We start from the raw sequence: 19,278 nt of genomic DNA on the forward strand, positions 1-19,278 counted from the left end.
GGTTATCAGGAAATTTATGCTTTACTTCCCGGCGGACGACGCCTCGACAGACTCTTCACGCCGGTTTTTGCCCACCGTTTCTCGCGCGTTATTCTCAATGCGATACTCAATGGTCACTCGTTCAACGCTGGTCGGCGTGACGGTAATCTCCTTTACCCTGGTCCCCGAGTCGGGCGGCAGGGTCATGATCGTCTCGCCTTCAGCAAGCCGTTTTCCGCTCTGCTTCACCTGCCACGTCAGGCGGCAATCCTCGCAGGCTGACCAGGTATCGTTGATCGCCCACAGGCGGACCGTCGCCTCGCGTCCCTGACGCCAGACGTCGGTTACGGGTTCGATGGAGGGGAGGATCGGCTGGTAGGCGCGCTTCAGGGCGTAGTAACCCGCCTTCGGTTTGCGCAGGTAATCCACCACCCCCCAGTTAATCGAGGGCCAGGTTTCGACAAACATAAAGTGGAAGAGGGCCGTCACCGGCTGATAGCGCTGTCGGCGATAGCTCTCCGCCGCCGTCGCCACCAGCTGCGCCTGATACGCCTGGGTATTGGCAATCATCTCCTGGATAGTATTGCCCCGGGGAATATTGGCGAATTTAAAGGTCTGGAAGGGCTGGAAGTTATGGTACTTCCAGTGCGTCCAGCCGGGATCGTCCGCCGCCGTACTCTTCGGCCACATCAGGCTCTCAGGGATGAAGGTTTTCAGGGTGGAGAGCCTCGGCAGCGCCTGGGCGCCAAACTCGGTGATAATCCCGGTTTTGGCGGGCGCCAGCAGATCGCGTATCGTGCCGAAGTACCAGCCCGCCCAGTAGTGCTCCTCCACGGCGGAAAAACGGTGCACGATGCGGGAGCTATCTTCCGCGAGCGTGTCGCCCACCCGTTTCGTCAGGGACTGGTTTAAGCTTTTGTTCCAGTCCGGGAAGCGTTTTTCCATCCACGGTGAGTTCCAGGGCGGCTCGTTGTGCCCGCCCCAGACGATGATGGCCGGCGAGTTACCGAACTGCTCAACCATCTGACGGGTCTGGCGAACCGCATTATCGGCAAAGGCGACGCTGTCATCATAGCCCCACTGCAGGGGCACATCCTGCCAGATCATCAGCCCCATCTCATCCGCTACATCATAGAGCGCGCGGCCTGCCACATGCCCGTGGACGCGAATGGCGTTGGCGTTCATCGCCTCCACCAGTTCGAAATCCCGGCGGTATTTTGCCCGCGTCATGGTGCCGAGCCAGGGGGAGCCAATATAGTTACTGCCCTTGATGAACAGCCGACGGTCGTTGATGAGCCAGCCTTTATTGTCCGGCTGCTCCTCCAGCTTGCGTAACCCGGTTCGGGTGAGGGCGGTATCCATCAGCCCCTGGTCATCCCGCAGCGAGGCTCGCACCCGGTAGAGGTTCGGCTTGCCGACGCCCACCGGCCACCAGAGCCTGGCGGAGCGCATTGGTAGCGAGACGTTCAGGGTGCCGGCGGTGCTGTTGAGCGTGACCGGGAAGTCCTGCTGAAAGTCCGGGCCGCTGAAATTGTCCGGCGCGGCGGAGAGGCGCAGGGTGGCGTGCCCATCCGCCAGCGCCCGGTAGCGAATCTCGGCGCGCAAGATGGGGTTTTGCAGCCCCTCGCGCCAGTCCGGGCGCAGGATCACCTCGTCAATCGTCACGCCGCGGCTCAGGTGCAGCTTCACCGGCGCCCAGATGCCGCCGGAGTTGGCATCCTGACCGTGCTCGGACCAGGCGCCGCCGGGGCGGGTGTCGTGCTGGTTAAGCACCCCTTTGACCAGGGTTTTGTGCAGCGGCCAGATGGTTTTCGGATCTTCGAACGGGCTCTCCACCCGAACGGCGAGCCGGTTATGGCGGCGCAGGGCGTCGCTTATATCCACCGGGAAGCGCTGGAAATAGCCTTCGTGGCGGGCAAGCGCCTTGCCGTTGAGCGTCACGTCGGCGAAATAATCCACGCCGTCAAACACCAGGGTAGCCATGGTATCCGGCGCGCGCTCCGGCAGGGTAAATTCGTGACGGTACCAGAGCGCGCCCTGATGATCGTATCCGGCGCTGTACCAGTTGGCGGGCACCTGGAGCGTGCGCCAGCTGCTGTCAGGGGCGCTGGCCCCGTTAAAAGTGTTGTCGTTGGCATCATGCACGCGCCACTGCCCGGCCAGCGACCAGGTGACCGGCACAGGCGCCGCTTGCGCCAGCGGAAGCCAGACGACCAGCGGCAGAATAAGTTTAGGGATCATGATTTATCTCCTGCGCCCGGTGGTGCAGCCAGGCGGCACCGCGTCCGGCCTCGTTGAAGAGCTCGCCGCGCAGCGCCTTAAGCCCGGCCGGGTCCAGCGTTGTCGCCTGGCTCTCTAACTGCTGGAGCCGCTCTGCCAGTCCGGTAAAGCCGAGGGTGGCGGCTTCGCCGCGAAGCCGGTGCGCCGCCCGGCCCAGAGCCTCGCGGTCGTCACTGTCGATCGCCCGGGCTATTGTTGCTACCGCCTCGTCGAGCCCCTCGCCGAACAGATCCAGCAGCTCCTGTACCAGAGCGGGATCGTCCGCGCACTGTTTTAATAGCCGGGCTTCGTCCGGCAGCCCTTTATCACTCTGCGGGTTATGACTCTCCGGGCCGACGCGCGCAATCTCTTGCTGCAACGCCTCCTGGCTCACCGGCTTGGCAATATAGCCGTCGAACCCCATCGCCAGGCAGCGTTCTTTATCTCCCTGCATGGCGTGGGCGGTCATGGCGATGGCGGGCTGGTGGGCGCCCCCCCTGTCCTGCGTCTCTTCCCGCAGCAGGCGGATAGCGGTTTCGCCGTCCATCTCCGGCATTTGCAGGTCGATCAGCAGAATGTCCCAGGCGTGTTCCCGCCAGCGCTCCAGCGCCTCGCGCCCGTTATTGACCACTTCGCACCGGTGGCCGAGCCGCTCCAGCAGGCGCCGGGCGACTTTCTGGTTCACCAGATTATCCTCGGCCAGCAGAATGCGCAGCCCGGCCTGCGGCACGGCGGGCGCCGCTACGGGGGCCGGGGTCAGGACTGGGGCAGGTTCAAGCACGCTGGCAATCACCTGATGCAGCTCGCGCTGGGCAATGGGCTTATGCAGATAGTGGGCAATGCCGATGCGCTTAAGCATGTTGGCGTCAAAATGGCGGCTCATGGAGCTGAGCATAATGATATGGCTTTGCTCGGTCTGGGGCAGCACGGAGAGTTCGAGCGCCAGCGAAACGCCGTCCATATCCGGCATTTGCGCGTCCAGCAGGATCAGCGCCCAGCGCCTCTCTTCGGCTGCGCGCCGCAGCGCCTCGGCGGCGTTATTAACGCAGGTTGGCGCCAGCCCCATCTGGTGAAGCATGGTATCAAGCAGGCGCAGGTTGGTGCTGTTGTCATCCACCACCAGCACCCGTTCGCCATTGAAGCGCCCCACAGGCGCGGCGGCCTGCTGGCTCTCCAGCGGCAGGGTGAAAGCAAATTCGCTCCCCACGCCGGGCTGGCTCTCAACCGTCAGCTCCCCACCCATCAGGCTCACCAGCCGGGCCGAGATGGTCAGCCCCAGTCCGGTGCCGCCGTAACGGCGGGTGGTGGAGCTGTCGGCCTGGCTGAAGGCCTCGAAGATCGCTTTTTGCTTATCCGTCGGAATGCCGATGCCGCTGTCGCGGATGCGAAAACGCCACCGACCTTCATCGTCAGCGGGCGCTATCGCCAGCAGCACTTCACCCTGGTGGGTAAACTTAAGGGCGTTGCCCAGCAGGTTGGTAAGGATCTGGCGCAGCCGGGGACCGTCCGCTACCAGCACCTCCGGCAGCTCGGGGGCAATATCCACCAGCAGCTCAATGCCTTTTTCGCTGGCGGCGGGCATGTGGGGGCGGATCAGCGACTGAATAAAGGGGCGGATCTCCAGCGGCTCCGCATCCACCGACATCTTGCCCGACTCGATGCGGGAGAAGTCGAGAATGTCATTGATAATATGCAGTAGCGACTGGGCCGAACTCATGACCAGCGAAAGATACTCCCGCTGCTCCGGGTTAAGAGGGGTGTCCAGACAGAGCTGGGTCATGCCCAGAATGCCGTTCATCGGGGTGCGAATTTCGTGGCTCATGTTGGCGAGGAAGGCGCTCTTCGCCTCGTTAGCCTCCCGGGCCACCTTCGCCGCCTCTATGGCCAGCAGTTCCGCCTCTTTACGACGGGTAATATCCTGCAGGGTGCCGATCACCCGCTCGGCCTGCTGCTGCATGTTGAGAGTCACCACCTGGCCCGAAATCAACATCCAGCGCCAGCCCCGGGCGGCGTGCTGGACGCGAATTTCGCATTCGAATACCGGCATATGCGCCTGGCGAGAGGCGATCATCGCCTGGCGCAGGGTGGCGCGATCCTCCTCGTGCACCAGGTTAAGCAAAAAGCGCAGCGGATAGAGCAACTGCGTGCGCGACTCGCCCACCATCGCCAGCAGGGTATCGTTCACCTGCAGGCTGTCGTGGGAGACCTGCCAGTCCCAGATGCCGATCTGGATCGACTCCGCGGTAAGTAAAAAATCGTCGTGCAGCTGGTGGCGCGAGCGCTGGGCCTCATCCAGCTCGGTGATGTCCGTATGCAGGCTGATAATGCCGCCGTCCGCCAGCCGCTGATGCTGGACGTAGAGCCGCCGCTGACCCGACTGCCGCACTTCGCGATGACTCGGCTGACGGCAGTTGCGGATAATCGCTTCGCGCAGGGTCTGGCGGCGGCCAGGATCGATGTTATAGCCCGCATCGATAAATTTTTCCGCCAGGCTCTCCAGGGTGGCGCCGACGGCCAGCCAGGGGGTGATGACCGGGTAAAAGCGCGTCACCGGGTCGTTCCAGGCCAGCAGGCGCTCCGCCGGATCGTAGATCATTACCCCCATGGGCAGCGCGTTAAGATCGAAACAGGATCGCTCTTGCATGGTTATTCCCCTCCCGCCTGATAGTGCAGCTCCGCCTGGCGACGCAGGTACTCCAGCCCGGGCGCGATCGCCATCGCCCAGGCGGTGAGGATCTCCTCGTCGCAGAGGGGATCGCAGGCGCGAACGGTTCTGAGCATCGCTTCCCGCCAGAGGGCGAAAAACCGCGGCGGCAGGCGCAGCCCTTCATGGCTCTGCTCTCGCGCCAGCCGCTCCAGAAAGTCCGGCACGAAGAGCGCACCATCGACGGCCAGCATGGCGAAAAAGCTCTTAAAGAGCATCTGCTGGCCCTCCGCCTCCGGATGCCGGGCGAAGTGCTGCTCCGTTTCAGGAGACATATGGATAAATGTCTCCCGGAAGGCCTCAAAAAAGCGCTTTTTGTCGTTCTCCGGCAAGACGCGATTCAGGCTTGCCTCAAAGAGATCGCGATAAAACTTCATGGTGCACCCCTCGTGGCCCGTTCGCCGGGCAGACAGAGGCCGGGCGGGTTAAATTCATCCGTCGTGCGGCGGGAGAAATAGCTGTTCTCATCCGCAAGGCCGTTTTCAAACAGCGGCCCGGCATTGTGTTTGTAATAGAGGGCTTCCAGCACCATGGCGTTGGTGGAGAGGGTCAGGGTCGGGTTGATGTCGCCGGTCGCCTCAACGCGTCCCTCAAACCAGCCCTGCTGCGGGTTGTTGAGATGGCGGGTGACCGCCATCAGAGCATCGGTATAGTCGTTTTCCCACAGCGCCCAGAGCAGGAAGACCGCTTTGGTAGAGACCTGCGCCAGCCGGGGGTAGTATTTGCCGTCGTCCCCCAGGGTGTTCCAGGCATAGCCGTTTCCCCAGACGGTGTCCTCAACGTGCCAGGGCGCCTGGGAGAGATAAAAATCGGCCCGCGCGGTGAGCACTTTGTCCTGCTCCCAGCGCGATTTCTGAGAGAGCCATATCCCTTCTGCCCGGGCGCGCAGCGCTTTTTGCATACCGGACGGTACGCCGGGCGGCTGCCAGCCGAACTCCACTCCCGGCAGCATCGCGGGGAGGGTGGTCAGCAGCGAAGGTTGCCAGGTGGTGCGCGGATCCCGGGCATCTACGGCGAGGCTGCGCTGAAAGAGGATCACATTACGCGAAGGGGGAGTGAACGCCTTTCCTGCCGGGAATCCCCACAGGCGAAACGCGCTGGCGGCGTACTCACTCTCACCCAGACGCAGCTCCTCGCGCAGCACCGGCTGGCCGTTCTGAACGGAGGCGGACCACAGTTCCCCCTCGTTATCCATCACCCGGCAGAAGTTCCAGCGCAGAATGATCTTATCCAGATACTCGCGATACTGGGGGGCGCGTTCGGCAGTAAGCCGCAGGGCCAGCATCAGTCGGGCCATATCCTTTGCCGACCAGCCGCTCTTTGCCGGTTTACCGGTAAAGTCGATGGGGGTCGCCGTCCGGCTGGAGTAAAGCCTGCCCGGGGTGCGGGTTTCGGTCAGGGTCAGCCGGTTAAGCGTGCCGAGCAGGCGCGTCAGGCGGGCGTCAAACTCAGGCTCCTGCACCAGCCCCAGATCCCGGGCGGCGAGCAGGGCGATGAGGGTGTCGCCCATTTGCCAGAGGGTGACCCGCGGCTGTTTGTCGCTGCCGTTCACCAGCCCGGTCTGCGGCTGGGTGTTATTTTCGAAATAGCGCCAGGCGATGCGGGCCCACGCCTGCTCCTGCGGCGTCAGGCTGTCGATGCGCGCGGTGGTGTGCCAGCCGCCCTTCGTCAGCCAGCGCCACCCTGCGCCCTCCCGGCTGAAGAGGGCGAGGGCAATAAGCAGCAGGAGGAGGGCGACCGCCAGCCAGCGGGCTACGGTTTTAAGCATTGCGCGGTCACCGGCGGCAGTTTGACAGGCTCGTCTGCACTACAGGCGGCGCACTGGCAGGCCTGGCAGGCGGGTTTCGTGCGCTGGGTGGTCCCGGTCTGTTCACACCAGCTCTTAACCGCCGGGGTGCTGCTCAGGAAGGGGCGGTTGCGCGGGGTATTATTGGGCTCGAAAAGATCCACCAGCTTTTTGTCCCAGAGCGAAGGGGCGAAATCGCGGTTTTTCGGGTTGTCGGTATTAAACCGCAGCAGCTTGCCCTCTTTCTTGAACAGCAGCGCCTCCAGCATGATGCCGTTGTTATTGGCGGTGAACTCTTTAATCGGGCCGTCGCCGTTTTCGTAAAGCCCCTCGTAGTAGCCTTTGCCCTCTTCGTTGGCGTTTTCAATGGTGTCCAGCAGGCGGTCGGTGTAGGGCGAGTTCCAGAGTACCCACATCCCCAGCGCCGCCTTCAGGGATACGGCGGCGGTGTTGGGGACATACTGGCCTTTGTCGGTGATGGTGTTCCAGTTAAAGCCGTCGCTAAAGACGGTGTCATACACAAAGTAGGGCGACTTATCCAGCTGGTGCTCGGAGCGGGCGGACAGTATCCCGGTAATGGCGTAGCGGTTCTCCTGAGCCTGATAGACCCGGTCGGCAAAGTTTTTCATCCACGGATGGGAGTAGTCGCGCGGGCTGTTATTCCGGTCCAGCGGATTGTCATACCCAAACTCCATGCCGTACAGCACGTAGGATTCGGTCACCACGTAGTTATGCTGGCTGGTTTGACGCGGATCGCGCGAGTCGTAGGGCACCAGCACGCAGTAGATCTCCGCCAGCTCGTAAGGCTGCGGGCGGCTGGCCTGACAGGTGCTAAACCCCCAGAGCTGGAAACCTGCCGCGCCATACTCTTCATAGCCCAGCCGTCCTTCCTGCACATATTTCGGCTGGCCGTTCTCCAGGTAGGCGCCGTACATCATGCCGCAAGGATCGATAACGTGGCTGAAGTCCCACCCCAGCACCACGTTATCGATGCTGTTGGCATACTCCGGGTAACGCTCTTTGATCACTTTTAGCCAGATCAGCATCCTGCCGATATCCAGCGCCGAGAAGCCAATCTCCCCCGGTTTATTCTGGTAGTTCACCTTCTGGCCGGTAATGGTGTTGTAGGCCTTGTTAGGCAGCTCGTTGCGGAAAAGATCAAGCTTGTTCAGGGTGGCGAGCAATTTCAGCATCCGGCGGTCAAACTCGGCTTTATCAATGATCCCCAGCTCCCGCGCCGCCGTCATGGCGGCCATATAGGAGGCGCTGTCCCACATAGTGGTGGAGGGGTATTTATTTACCGCATTGACCAGCCCGGTGGTGGGCTGGAAGTTGGCGACAAAATATTGCCAGGCGTTTTTGGCGATAGCCATCTCCCTGGGAGTTAGCTCGCCGCTGCGTGGTTCGTACTCCGAGGCCGGCAGCCCGCTGGCGGCCTGTGCAGCGGAAAGCGTGAGCCAGCACGCCATAAGCCCGGCCAGAAGAGGAAAAAAGAGGAGAAATTTCAGCTTCATGGCGTAGCTCCTGCTGAAGAAGTAGGGGAAGTCGTCAGGCTCAGACAGGCCAGACAGAGCATCTGGCCGTGGGCAATATAGGCCAGGCTTTCGAGCACGATGGCGTTGGTATCAGCGTCAATCACGTCATTCACGCTGCTGTTCAGGTTAAGTCCGCGCTGCCACCCCTTGCCGGGCACCTGCAGCGTCTGAACCTGCTGGCGCAGCGCTTCGCTCCAGCCGTTGCGGAACAGGGCGTACCAGGCGAAGGCGGAGCGGGTGGAGGTGATCGCGGTCTGTTCCGGGGTGGCATCGCGCAGGGCGCTGGTTTGCAGCGGCTGGCGATCGGGCAGATCGTTTACGTAGTCCGGCGCGGGCTCAGCGTAGTCGGTGCTGATGGGCGGCTTGCTCACGCGCAGCCCGTGACGGCGCTGCTGGATCTGCATAATGCGCCAGGCGATCTCCGCGCTCTGGGCGTCGAAGCCCAGCTCAAGGCCGGTTAACAGGTAGGGGAGGCTGATAAGCGATGGCTGTCGGCCCCAGGGGGTACGTAGCCCCTCGTCGGGCACCATAATGCCGTCGATATCGATCATCTGCTGCCCCTCCGGCGGGTTGGTCACCGCCAGCCCCGCCGCGCTGTCGATCAGCCGAAGCGTATGGCTGGCATACAGACGATAACCGAAGCTGTTTCTGGGCTCGTCCGCCGCCAGTGCCCAGTGGTGGAGCGGCGCTGCGGCCTGGGTCGCGGGATTACTGGCGATCAGGGCTCCGACCTTCCACTGGTTAAAGAGGTCGCGCACGGCGGCGGCGTGCTGGGGATAGCGCCACAGCAGGGTTTGCAGGGCATTGAGCAGGCGGCCCATGCCGATAGCGGAGGAGTCTGGCTTGCCCAGCATTTGCAGCGTGTCCGCATGATAATAAGCGGCGGGTAGCCCTTCGGGATTCAGCGGGAGCTGCCCCAGCGTAAACAGCGCCGCGGTGATGCGTTCATCAAACTCGCCGGTGGTCAGGATATTGAGCTGTTTTGCCGCCGCCACGGCAAAAAGATAGCTGCCGATGCTCCACAGGCTGAACCAGGGCTCGCCATCGTGGGCGTTGGCCAGGCCGTTCGGCTGGGTATTGTTGACATAATATTGCCAGGCTACCCGGGCCCAGATCGCCTCATCGAAGGTGAGTTCACGCGTGGCGGGCAGGGGTGGGAAATCTTTACTCAGGGTCATGCCCGCGCTGCTCTCCACGCGCGAAGGCATCTGTTTCTCCACCCAGACGACGATGGCGAAGCCCAGCAGGAAACCGATCAGAATAGTGAGGTAGCTGCGGGCCGACAGCAGCGCATCGCGTTTTCTCATTGGCTCGCCTCCTCTTCGGCCGGGGTCCAGACGGCGGCCAGAATCAGCGGCAGCATGGCGGCAATATTCACCGCACCCCAGAAAATATTGATGACGTAGCCGGAAGGGTCGTCAACCTGGCCACGGGCTACCTGTATTCCGCCCCAGATGAGGCCCGCCAGGGTGAGCACGACGATAGCGATCTGCGGCTTCACCAGGTAGAGAAAACGCCCTGTCTGCCGCTCTTTGGGGGTGACGTGAAATTTTATCTGCTCGCCGCGCAGCACCGTATCGAGCGCCCGCAGATTCATGGAGAAAAACGAGAGATACGATGCCCTGCCATCCCAGGCTGATATGCCCCAGGTGCCGAACATAAACGCCAGCTCGGAGACGATGAAAAAGGGCAAAAAGTGGAGATAAAAGGGCTCAGACCAGGCCGACACCGGGGGAATACCGGTAAAGAGATAGATAATCGGCGAGATCAGGAAAATGGTATTCCATACGCAGGCCATGTAGGACCAGAAGGTGGTGGCATACATCAGCGTTTGCGGCAGGGAGAGCTTAAAGCGGCGGCGGCTGAAGATATTGTCGTGGAACAGAATATCCAGCGAGCCGGCGGCATATTTAAAACGCTGGATCATCCAGGTCAGCATATCCTGCGGGGAGAGCATCTTGGATTCAATGCGCGGGTGCATGACCGAGCGCCAGCGGCGCGCAGCATCGCCGTGCAGCAGGATAGAGGTGTAAATATCCTCGGAAACGTGGAATTTATAAGGGGTCAGCTCTGTATCGAAGGCTACATGAGGACGCATGGCCTCCTGCAGGGTTTCGCGCATCGCCGGATCGCGTATGTCCCGGGTATGGCGGTCGATCTCCTCTTCGACGGTCCAGACGTAGCTGCGCAGCGCCGCCTGCATCACCGCCTCGCGTCGATGCACCGAGGCCGCGCCGCAGCAGAAGGCGGCATTAGCCCAGTTGCGGCGGCGTAAAATCACGTCGTAGAACATGCGCGGATCGTTGAAAAAGGGATCCCGGCCAAGGGTCACCGGGCCGATAAATTTTTGGGCGAGCCAGCCCAGGCCGTATCCCGCTTTACCCGCCCTGCGCCCGAGCCAGTGCGCCAGATTCTCCCCTTCCGGCAGGTCAAAGAACCACTGGGGCGTCTGCACCCAGGCGACGTCCGGATCGCGGAAATAACCCAGCGTATGGCTGAGCAGCGTGGGGAAAACGCGGGTATCGGCGTCGCAGATGATCAGGAAATCGCCGTCGGTCTGCTCAAGTCCGTTACGCAGGTTGCCCGCCTTAAAGCCGATATTGGTCTGGCGGGTAATGTAGTTAGCGCCTTCCTCTTCGCATACGGCTTTCATCTCCGGACGCCGGCCATCATCCAGCACATGTACCTTGTAATCCAGCGGTACAGGGTAGGCCATTTTCATGGCGTCGCGGATGGAGAGCCGCACCAGCTCCACATCTTCGGAGTAGGTGGCGATAAAGAGATCGACCTTTATCGGCCTGGTCTCCTCGGCATCTTCCGGCCGCAGGCAGTCGTTGATCTCAGACGGCGGGGGCGTTTGCGGCGGATCCTCTTCCTTCCACAAGTTAATGGTGAACAGCACCGTGCCGATCCAGGCCAGGGTTTCCGCCAGCACCAGCGGAATGGCGTACCAGAGCGCGTCGGTATTTAATGAGGCCGTCCAGCGCCAGTAAATATAGTTGGCACCAAGAATAAGTGCGGCCACCGCTAATACCTGCCAGGTCATCATGACCCAGCGCGGCGTTTTAAGCGGTTCAGGCGGACGACGATGTTCAAAACGGGAAAAATAAAAATCCATAGCGAAGGATATCCTGATTCCACGATGACAATAAATTAAAAGCCTGTTACCGACAGGGAGAACGCCACGGGAATAACGCTCACAAAAACATAATTTAAGGTAAGTGTAGAACGCGGATAAAAATATTCCAGCAGGTTAAATTGCAACAGTTTAGGGGCGCTTAAATAAAAGTTAATTATTAATAAGGTTTTACCCTGTGTACCGCAATAATTGCCAGATGAAGGCATTTACGCTATCTAAATTATTAGCACGATGCTTTTTCAGGATCATTAACAGGACTCCCTATGAGCCAGATTGCGCCTGCAATACCGCAAGAAGAAAACATAAAATCAAGAACATGGCGTTATTCTCTTGCCGGGAATCGCGATCTGCGTATTGATTTTATGCGCGGAATTGCGCTGGTAATGATGGTGGTGGCGCATACAGAAGTGATGTCGATATTTAATATATTTACCTGGGAGCGTTTTGGTCTGACGACCGGTGCGGAAGGATTTGTCATTCTTTCCGGATTTATGCTGGGGATGTTAAATCGTGCCAGATTACAAAAAGCTGTCTTGCTCACTATTTCCTGGGGGCTTTACCTCAGAGCGTGGAAAATATATCGGGTAAATATTATTATCATTTTATCTTTTCTGTTGCTGGGGTATTTGCCTTTTATAAACGTTTTTGAAGTGACCCATTTTACCGACCGTTTTTCGGGCACCACCTGGTCCCTTTATCCGGTGACGCCGCAGATAAAAGAGACCTGGTTTAACATTGTTCTCTATCTGCAAATTGGCCCTCACCAGACGCAAATTTTAGGGCTCTATATCTTTCTCCTGCTGTTAAGCCCCCTGTTTTTAGGTATGTTGCAAAGGGATAAGGTGTACTGGCTACTGGGCCTTTCGCTGCTGGTTTACTGCTGCTGGCAGCGCTGGCCGGTACGGATAACCCCGTCGCAGTTTGAGTTCGCCTTTCCGCTGCTGGCGTGGCAGTTTATTTTTGTGCTGGGGATGAGTTGCGGCTGGTATAAAGAGGAGTTGCTCTCTTTCGCTCGCACTCCCGCCGGCAAAGTGGTGGTCGCGGCGCTGGTGGTGGTTGCGCTGGTCCTCGGCTTTGTCGCCCAGAATCATACCAACCCCTTTATGCCGCCCGCGCTCCTGATACATACCCTCCCCGCGGCGGACTTTAACGCTTTTTACCATACCTGGGCGGCAAAAAACGGTCTGGGCCCGGTGAGGGTGCTGAACGATATCTGCCTGATGGTGACGGTCTATCTCCTCCTGACCTGGTGCTGGCAACCTCTTTACCGGCTGGCGGGCTGGTTTCTTATCCCGCTCGGCCAGCGCTCGCTTTATACCTTTATTTTGCACGTCTACGTCGTGCTCGCGGTAAGTCAGTTTGTGACCTTCGATCTGTGGCGTCAGGAGTGGATAGTGAACACCGTTGTACATGCAGCGGCGCTTGGTGTGCTGTGGCTACTGGCGAAATATAACGTCGCCGCACGCTGGATACCTAACTAAGGAAGGGGAGATGCGGGAGAGATATTTGCTGGCCTGCGCACTCTTGTGCATTGCCACCGGCGCAGAGGCGGCGCCGAAGGAGGATGCCGGGACACTGCGCGACAACAACGGCGAGCCGGTGCAGGCGGGGGTATTTACCAGCCGCTGGGGGCGGCTTTTCTCTGGCAATGAGGATGTTTTTTCCGGCGCGCTGAGCTTTAGCTCGGGCCTGAAAGAGCAGTGGATGACTATCCCCAACAGCTCAGACAGCGCGGAGCAGAAGCGAAAATATAACCAGACGCTGAACCTGAGCCTGCAATATTCCCCCTACAGCTACTGGTTTGCCAACGTCACGTCGCGTCTACCGGTCACCGACACCAGCCGCTACACCGCTGACTTCCGCTACAGCTTTGGCTACGACGACTGGCACGCGAATACCCTTAGCCTGGTGTACAGCAACTACGGGGATAACCGCTTCTGGACCTCGGGCAGCGGTCGTCACACTTACTTCGAGCAGGGGGCGGTAACCCTGGCCTACAAATTCTCGCTGCCGAAACCGGTGGAGAATACGCTGTTGATCAACAAAGGAGACGCCATTATCTGCCAGGTGGGCTACAGCTGGGTGCCGCGCTATTACGATCTGGAGAGCAACGATATCCGCAAAAACAAAAACGTGATGCTGGGCGGATGCGGTTACACCTTCAAACAACATTTCTTTGTGCGCGCCACGGCGTTCTGGTTCCCGGACAGCAGCCAGCAGCAGCCCTGGAACGGCGATTACAGCTACAGCTTCGGCTATGCGGGCTATACGCCAGGCTCATTCTCCGTTCAGTATGCCAACTATTCCGGCACCCGTTATCCCGGCCACCAGAGCGGCAACGGAAAGTTTCGTGAAGGAACGGTTAGCCTTATCTGGTTCTTACCGCTTTAGGGGGCGAGAGAGTGACGCAGCATGTACTGATTGTGGAAGATTCACGGCTCTATCGGCGGCTGTTGAGCGGGATGCTGGCGCAGTGGGGCTATAAGGTCAGCGAGGCGGAAAACGGCCTCGCCGCGCTGCAGATCCTCGAAAGCCAGCCGGTCAGCCTGGTCATCAGCGACTGGGAAATGCCGGAGATGGACGGCCTGACGCTGTGCCGGGAGATCCGCAGCCGCCAGATTGGTCACTATATCTATGTCATTCTGCTTACCGCCCGTGAAAATCCAGACGATCTGACGCTGGGTTTTGACGCCGGCGCGGATGACTTTCTCAGCAAGCCTGTCGAGCAGAGCGAACTGCGGGCGCGGCTGCATGCGGGGGCGCGTATTCTCTCCCTGGAGGCGACCCTCGCCGCCCGCAACGCCCGCCTTAGTGAGGCCCTACGCCAGATTGAACAAGATCTCGAGGTGGCGGCGCGTATCCAGCAGTCGGTGCTGCCCGCGCACCAGCAGCGCTACCGGGACTACTTTTCCGACTGGCTCTTTCTGCCCTCGGCCTGGGTTTCCGGGGATATCTTTAACGTCTTCCCGCTGGATAACCATCTGGGCTTTTACTGCGTGGACGTCTCCGGCCACGGCGTGGGGGCGGCAATGATGTCCCTTGCGGTGGCCCGCCAGTTTTTGCACGGCAGGGCGGTAGAGCGCTTTCTCTTTACTGCCGACGACGAGGTGGCGTCCCCCGCCGAGGTGGTGCGCATCCTCAACGGCCGTTTTTGCAGCGATGAGGTAGAGATAGTCAGCTATTTCACCATGATTTACGGCGTCATCGATCTTGACACCGGCGAGGGGAAACTGTGCCAGGCCGGTCACCCGACCCCCTTTATCGTCAGCCCGGACGGTGAGGTCAGAGCCGTTGGCAGCGGCGGAGCACCGGTGGGACTGATGCCGGATCTCAGCTGGACGGATGTCGACTTCACGCTGGCGGCTGGCGAGCGGCTCTGCCTGTTCAGCGACGGCATTACCGAATGTGAAAACCTCGCCGGGGAACAGTTTGGCCCGCAGCGGCTGCAGGAGGCGCTGCGGCACGGGGCCGCCCTCGGACTGAACGATCTCCTGGCGCAGTTTGCCCGGCACCTTATTCACTGGCGCAGCGGGGAAAACCAGGAGCAGCCAACGATGGCCGATGATGTTTCACTCTTAGTGATTGAGCGTAAAGGAGAAGAGCAATGAATATTGATACAGAGCGGCAGCCCGATGTGAACATTATGACCCCGGCGGTGCGTCGGCTGGATGCCTCGGTGGCGGGGGCGTTTAAGGAGGCGATTACCCGCGAGATCGGTGAAGATCGCAAAGCCCTGATCGTCGACTTCAGCAAAATCGATTTTATCGACAGTAGCGGTCTGGGAACCCTGGTTTCCCTGCTGAAAATGATGAACGGTAAAGGCGATATGGTGCTCTGCGCGCTGAACCCCGGCATCCGCAACATGTTTAGCCTGACCCGGATGGATCGCATTTTCCGCATCTGCCCGGACCGCGCCGCAGCGCTGGCGCAGCTGAATCAATAATATGGCCGTGGCTCACGAGATTGCGCTTCCGGCCGCGTTAAGCTCGCTCTCGCCGCTGGCGGAGTGGCTGGCGCAGCAGATGGCCTCGCTGCCCGTGGACGAAACCTGGCGCTTTGCGCTGGATCTCGCCGCCTGCGAGACGGCGACCAATATCATCCGCTATGCGCTGCACGAAGATCAACGCCAGCTTTTTAACGTGACGTTTATCGCCGCCGACGCTGGCGTGACCCTGCGCTTTACCGATGCAGGGACGCCTTTTCCCGCTGAACGCCTGGCTGCGGCGCGTGATGAGGCGTTTGATGACGACACGCTGCTCGCAGAAAGTGGCCGGGGGCTCAGACTGATCCTGCTGTCGGTAGACAGTTTTGACCTCGAACGCCGGGACGGAAAGAATATTGCGGTGCTGGAAAAAGGGTGGTGAGGGCTGAAAAGCAAAACCTCCCACCGGGCGGTGAGAGGGGCAAACTTACGCGATCGCCGGGCTGGCGATAGCGGCTTTGGCGTTTTCGTTAACTTTGTACATGTATGTGGTCGAATCCAGGGTGTTTTCAACCGACTGCGCATAAAACGGAATCGACCCCGCGGTCTGCCAGCCAAGCGAGCGGTAGAGGTCGCTGGCCACGTCACCACTGCGTGTATCCAGCACCAGCAAAACGAGTCCCTTTTCCCAGGCCAACTGTTCTGCCTGCATCATCAGCGCGCTTGCAATTCCCTGGCGACGTGCTTGAGGGTGAACCAGCAGCTTGGTAATTTCTGCCCGGTGGCGGCCATTAGGCGTGGCGCAATAGTTAACCATGACGGTACCGGCTGCCGTGCCGTTATCCAGGGCGATGAAAAGATCGCAATCGCGGCGCGCAAGGCTATCTATGTTTTCCTGCCAGAAACGATCGATGGCAGGACGGTCGGTGGGATCGATAAAACCGACACTCGCGCCATCTTTTACGCACGCCTGCAAAACATCACCTAATTCTGAGAAGCGTTGACGTGCCTCGTCAGCAGTAAGACGTTTATATTCAATCATGATTTACATACCACCAGAATATAGTGGGCGCCGAGAGTTTCATGTGCCCTGAATGATGAGGTTCCCGATAAATGAAAACGTAAACTGTCACCTTTTTTCAGATGCCATGTTTCCGCATTCATGGTAATAATCAACTCCCCTGCATGTAACCAGATATATTGCTCCAGCCCCTGAACCGGCGGCTGAAGATATTCAATATAAGCACCCGGACGTAATTTCCCGTCAATCATTTCGCAGCGGAAGGCGTTAGACGGCGGTATTAACAGGCGTCGCTCAAACCCGCTGAGCTCATCATGCCACAGGCTCTGCTCCCCGGCCCGGAACAGGTTATCGGCGACCTGCTCAACCTCGCTGATCAGCCGGGACATGGTCATACCGTATACGCTACAGAGCTGGTTGAGCACTTCCGCGGTGGGGCTGACTTCACCCCGTTCAATGCGTGACAGTGAGGCTCTGCTTATCCCCGACGCCGCAGAGAGGTCCTCCAGCGAACGGTTATGCTGTAGGCGTAGCGCGGCCAGACGTGCCGCCAGCTTTTCCCTGTAGTCCTGATTGTTCATACTGGCTTCCCGTATGTGAGACAAAATTCTCTAATGAGAGATAATACTTCACGCTGAACGCGAGTCAAGCACCACTGAAAAAATCCTGCAAAAGAAAAATTCACAATTTCAAGATCAAAAAACCTATTAAATTTTTGTTAAATTTTTTATTGCGCCTGCGGGTAATTGAATTTATTACTAGTTAGCCAGCTATATTTCGTGGCCAACAGAACAATTAAAAATAACCAACAGGACAACCTATGACAACCAAACCCGCCGCTGAAATCTGCGCGGCACCGGGGCTTTTTCAGACGCTAAAAACATTTCCTGCAACCGTACACGCGCTGCTCTTTTTTACCTTCGTTATACGGTTTAGCTATTTTATGGCATGGCCCTTTATCGCCGTCATCATGACCCAGAATTACCATATGTCTCCCATCGCCATTGGCGTGGCGATGACCAGCAGCGCCCTGATCTCGGTGGTGCTCGGCATGTACGGCGGGCAGATTTCGGACCGCATGGGGCGGCGGGTGATCCTTCTGTTGGGGTGCGGGTTCTCCGCCGTGGGCTATATCACGCTGGCGCAGGCGAGCGGGATGGGGCTGTTTATCACCGGCCTGATGATCATCGGGGTCTGTTTTGCCTGGGTCGATCCCCCGGTGCGCGCGCTGATGAGCGATCTGCTGGGCGATCGCCGTCGCCGAGCGCTGGCCCTGCAAATGCGCTACTACCTGATCAACGTCGCGGCGGTGTTTGGCCCGCTGGTGGGTCTGGTCTTTGGCCTGACATCCCAGAAGGGGACATTCCTGATCACGGGCTTAACCTATCTGCCATTTTTCGTCTATGTACTGCTGTTTATCCCGGCAGGGAAACTGGTGGGCGAGCCGCAGTCCGGCAGCGCGCCGGCCATCAGGCTGCATCAGATGATGGGGATTATCGCCAAAGACCGAATTTATGTTGCGGCGCTGCTGTGTAGCATCTTGTGCAGTATCGTTTTTATCCATTATGAAGCCGTCCTGCCGCAGTATCTGATGTTACTGGATGGCAACGGGGCGGTGAAGCTCATCACCCTGATCCTGGTCACCAATGCCTGCACCGTGCTGGTGTTTCAGAGCTTGATTGTGCGGTTTATGGCGCAGATTAACCTGCCGAAACGGATACTTCTGGGCGGTGCCATTTTCGCCTTATCGCAGCTCTGCTTTTTTGCCACCCGTTCAACGGAGGTGTGGATCTGGCTGACCTTTACCGCCGTCTTCAGTATGGGGGAGGCGATTCTGATGCCAAACCTGAATATTTTGCTCGATCAGCTCGCGCCGGCGGAGCACCGGGGTGCCTATCTGGGGGCCTCAACGTTATCGACGCTGGGGGTTGCGGTCGGGCCGTTAATCGGCGGGGTGATGCTCGCCATGACCGGGGCGGGGGTCTTTATCTGCACGGCCTTGCTCAGCCTGCTGCTGTGCGCGATTATTTATCTCAGCCGGGCACGGATGCTGGCTCGTTTGCAGGAGACATAAAAGCGCCGGGGAGTGATGCATGCACCACTCCCCGGCGAGATTTCAGCGTTGGATCTTACGCCGCGACCAGGCTGTCGATAGCCGCTTTCGCGTCGTTCTGCGCTTTGGCCGCCACTTCCGGACCGTAAGCGATACCTTCAGCAAAGACGAAGTTCACGTCGGTGATGCCGATGAAGCCCAGGAACAGGGTCAGATACGGCGCTACCAGGTCAGTTGGGGTATCTTTGTGAATACCGCCACGGCTTGAAAGCACAATCGCACGTTTACCGGTAACCAGACCTTCTGGTCCTTTCTCGGTGTAGCGGAAGGTGACGCCCGCACGCGCTACCAGGTCGAAGTAGTTCTTCAGCTGGGTCGGGATGTTGAAGTTATACATCGGCGCGTTAATCACGATCACGTCGTGGGCTTTCAGCTCGGCAATCAGCTCATCGGAGAGCGCCAGCGCTTCCTGCTGACGTGGCGTCAGTGGCGCATCGCTCGGACGCAGGGCACCCACCAGCTCACCATCCAGTACCGGAACAGGCTGAGCGGCCAGATCGCGGACGGTGATTTCGTCACCGCTGTGCTGTTCACGCCACTGTTCAACGAAATAATCAGACAGCTGACCAGACTGAGAGTACCCTGCCAGAATACTGGATTTAAGAACTAATACTTTGCTCATGGGTGATTCCTTTGTTGTATTTGATGAGGGGGTTGCCCCGTTGCTTGCTGACACTCTATTCACAATCCTGTCGCAGGGATAGCGCAATATATCGAAGTCTATGTTCGAATTTTTTGAATAAGGCGCAAAAACCCGCGATGTGGTACTCTATAGCAATCATTACAAAGAGATTTTATCCGGCAGTGCACTGCCCGTTAA

Annotated in this window: 16 protein-coding genes; 6 read left to right on the forward strand and 10 right to left on the reverse strand. The window is 59.2% G+C overall.

What is annotated here, in order from left to right; all coding sequences use genetic code 11:
* Window positions 1-21: 21 nt before the first annotated feature.
* From ACOKCT_RS20335 to ACOKCT_RS20365, 7 genes are read right to left on the reverse strand one after another with little or no spacing between them, the layout of a single operon-like run.
* Window positions 22-2,220, reverse strand: coding sequence for a glycosyl hydrolase 2 galactose-binding domain-containing protein (locus ACOKCT_RS20335; protein ID WP_420193828.1), 2,199 nt, complete (start codon window positions 2,218-2,220; stop codon window positions 22-24).
* Window positions 2,210-4,882, reverse strand: coding sequence for a response regulator (locus ACOKCT_RS20340; protein WP_420193829.1), 2,673 nt, complete (start codon window positions 4,880-4,882; stop codon window positions 2,210-2,212). The genes ACOKCT_RS20335 and ACOKCT_RS20340 overlap by 11 nt, the downstream gene beginning before the upstream one ends.
* Window positions 4,883-4,884: 2 nt before the next feature.
* Window positions 4,885-5,319, reverse strand: a complete 435-nt coding sequence (locus ACOKCT_RS20345) for a globin (RefSeq protein WP_103179796.1) — start codon at window positions 5,317-5,319, stop codon at window positions 4,885-4,887.
* The gene (locus ACOKCT_RS20350) at window positions 5,316-6,710 is read right to left on the reverse strand and encodes a DUF3131 domain-containing protein (protein ID WP_325941036.1); all 1,395 of its coding nucleotides are present in this window, start codon (window positions 6,708-6,710) and stop codon (window positions 5,316-5,318) included. The genes ACOKCT_RS20345 and ACOKCT_RS20350 overlap by 4 nt, the downstream gene beginning before the upstream one ends.
* A complete protein-coding gene (locus tag ACOKCT_RS20355; RefSeq protein WP_103179794.1) occupies window positions 6,695-8,242 on the reverse strand; it encodes a DUF3131 domain-containing protein in 1,548 nt (515 codons plus the stop codon). The genes ACOKCT_RS20350 and ACOKCT_RS20355 overlap by 16 nt, the downstream gene beginning before the upstream one ends.
* Window positions 8,239-9,570 (reverse strand): DUF3131 domain-containing protein, encoded by a 1,332-nt coding sequence (locus tag ACOKCT_RS20360; RefSeq protein ID WP_103179793.1) that lies wholly within the window; start codon window positions 9,568-9,570, stop codon window positions 8,239-8,241. The genes ACOKCT_RS20355 and ACOKCT_RS20360 overlap by 4 nt, the downstream gene beginning before the upstream one ends.
* A complete protein-coding gene (locus ACOKCT_RS20365; protein WP_420193830.1) occupies window positions 9,567-11,381 on the reverse strand; it encodes a glycosyltransferase in 1,815 nt (604 codons plus the stop codon). Before ACOKCT_RS20365 ends, ACOKCT_RS20360 begins: the two co-directional genes overlap by 4 nt.
* Window positions 11,382-11,665: 284 nt before the next feature.
* Between ACOKCT_RS20365 and opgC the strand changes: the two genes are divergently transcribed.
* From opgC to ACOKCT_RS20390, 5 genes are all read left to right on the forward strand, one after another.
* A complete protein-coding gene (opgC, locus tag ACOKCT_RS20370) occupies window positions 11,666-12,883 on the forward strand; it encodes an OpgC domain-containing protein (RefSeq protein WP_420193831.1) in 1,218 nt (405 codons plus the stop codon).
* 10 nt (window positions 12,884-12,893) lie between these two features.
* Window positions 12,894-13,793 carry a hypothetical protein gene (locus tag ACOKCT_RS20375; protein ID WP_103179790.1) on the forward strand — a complete coding sequence of 300 codons (900 nt, stop codon included), beginning with the start codon at window positions 12,894-12,896 and terminating at the stop codon, window positions 13,791-13,793.
* Between the two features lie 71 nt (window positions 13,794-13,864).
* Entirely contained in the window at window positions 13,865-15,010 is a 1,146-nt protein-coding gene (locus ACOKCT_RS20380; protein ID WP_409454952.1) for a PP2C family protein-serine/threonine phosphatase, read from the forward strand.
* Window positions 15,007-15,345 (forward strand): STAS domain-containing protein, encoded by a 339-nt coding sequence (locus ACOKCT_RS20385; RefSeq protein WP_103179789.1) that lies wholly within the window; start codon window positions 15,007-15,009, stop codon window positions 15,343-15,345. Before ACOKCT_RS20380 ends, ACOKCT_RS20385 begins: the two co-directional genes overlap by 4 nt.
* Before the next feature lies 1 nt (window position 15,346).
* Complete coding sequence (locus ACOKCT_RS20390) at window positions 15,347-15,766, forward strand: ATP-binding protein (RefSeq protein ID WP_103179788.1); 420 nt, start codon at window positions 15,347-15,349, stop codon at window positions 15,764-15,766.
* 45 nt (window positions 15,767-15,811) lie between these two features.
* Here ACOKCT_RS20390 and ACOKCT_RS20395 read toward each other — a convergent pair whose 3' ends face one another.
* Together ACOKCT_RS20395 and ACOKCT_RS20400 are read right to left on the reverse strand one after the other, a co-directional pair.
* The gene (locus tag ACOKCT_RS20395; RefSeq protein WP_420193832.1) at window positions 15,812-16,366 is read right to left on the reverse strand and encodes a GNAT family N-acetyltransferase; all 555 of its coding nucleotides are present in this window, start codon (window positions 16,364-16,366) and stop codon (window positions 15,812-15,814) included.
* Entirely contained in the window at window positions 16,363-16,926 is a 564-nt protein-coding gene (locus ACOKCT_RS20400) for a helix-turn-helix domain-containing protein (RefSeq protein ID WP_103179786.1), read from the reverse strand. Before ACOKCT_RS20400 ends, ACOKCT_RS20395 begins: the two co-directional genes overlap by 4 nt.
* A 239-nt stretch (window positions 16,927-17,165) precedes the next feature.
* Here ACOKCT_RS20400 and ACOKCT_RS20405 point away from each other — a divergent pair, with 239 nt between their 5' ends.
* Window positions 17,166-18,419 (forward strand): MFS transporter, encoded by a 1,254-nt coding sequence (locus ACOKCT_RS20405; RefSeq protein ID WP_220436213.1) that lies wholly within the window; start codon window positions 17,166-17,168, stop codon window positions 18,417-18,419.
* Window positions 18,420-18,474: 55 nt separating this feature from the next.
* Here ACOKCT_RS20405 and azoR read toward each other — a convergent pair whose 3' ends face one another.
* A complete protein-coding gene (gene azoR / locus ACOKCT_RS20410) occupies window positions 18,475-19,080 on the reverse strand; it encodes an FMN-dependent NADH-azoreductase (protein WP_103179784.1) in 606 nt (201 codons plus the stop codon).
* Window positions 19,081-19,278 lie beyond the last annotated feature (198 nt).

The sequence above is a fragment of the Leclercia sp. M-A074-M genome (assembly GCF_965195605.1).
GTDB lineage: Bacteria > Pseudomonadota > Gammaproteobacteria > Enterobacterales > Enterobacteriaceae > Enterobacter.